Here is an 839-nt window from a genome sequence, read left to right on the forward strand (position 1 = left end):
GCTTGCCGACACACCGTGCCGCCGACATAGCGCAACTGCTTCCTCATCGCTGGACGCCGACCGCTGCTTGATCGTTTGATCGTTTGAGCGATCGCCCCAGTCAAGATGCCTTCCCCGGGTGCTTACGCTTCAGCACGCCCATTGCTGGCTGTATGAGCGCCGCATTCTGATACCCACAGAGCGGAAGCTGCGAGATTCCGGCCGTTCGATCTGGTCCGTGTAGATTTCGTCGTTGAGTTTGGCTACTTTGGTGCCCACCAAATGAATGGTGGACGCAACAGTGGACAGCTCTCCTCAATCCAAACGGTCCAAGCGACCCAATTTTTCGGTCGAGTTCAAGCGACAGATCGTCGAGGCGACGCTCAAGCCTGGCGCGTCGGCTGCGCTCATCGCTCGCGAGCACGACATCAACGCCAATCTGCTGTTCAAATGGCGTCGTCATTATCTTGCCGGCGATTTCGGCGTGCCCGACGTGCCGTTGCCAGAGGCGCCTGCACTCAACTGGTGCCGGCGTGCCCCTCGTCGAACAGCGCCGGCTCCTAGGAGGTAGAATGCGGCGACGTCCGGCTACGCCTGAGCGCTGACACGCCCATCGGTAAGCGCCCGCTTATCCCATCTTGAGTTGCGTTGAGAGTCTTGGGAGCATCGTGTCCACTTAAATAGGTGGACCGTGAACACTATTGACGAAGCAGCGGCACCAGGCCGTCGTCGTCGCCGGCGCTACAGCGTCGAGTTCAAGGCTCAGGTTGTGGCAGCTTGCCAGAGGCCCGGGGTGTCGCTCGCGGCGATCGCGTTGCACCACAAGCTGAACGCCAATCTGCTTCGACGTTGGGTCGAGC

The 839-nt window shown here is 60.4% G+C and carries 2 protein-coding genes; both read left to right on the forward strand.

All coding sequences use genetic code 11. From position 1 onward, the window contains the following. Positions 1–280 precede the first annotated feature (280 nt). On the forward strand, positions 281–550 hold the full coding sequence (locus AB3X96_RS42500; protein ID WP_368594414.1) for a transposase: 270 nt from the start codon (positions 281–283) through the stop codon (positions 548–550). 120 nt (positions 551–670) lie between these two features. Beyond that, the coding region (locus AB3X96_RS42505) for a transposase (protein ID WP_368594322.1) at positions 671–839 on the forward strand (169 nt) is incomplete at its 3' end.

The organism is Paraburkholderia sp. BR13439, from assembly GCF_040948805.1.
Lineage (GTDB): Bacteria > Pseudomonadota > Gammaproteobacteria > Burkholderiales > Burkholderiaceae > Paraburkholderia > Paraburkholderia youngii.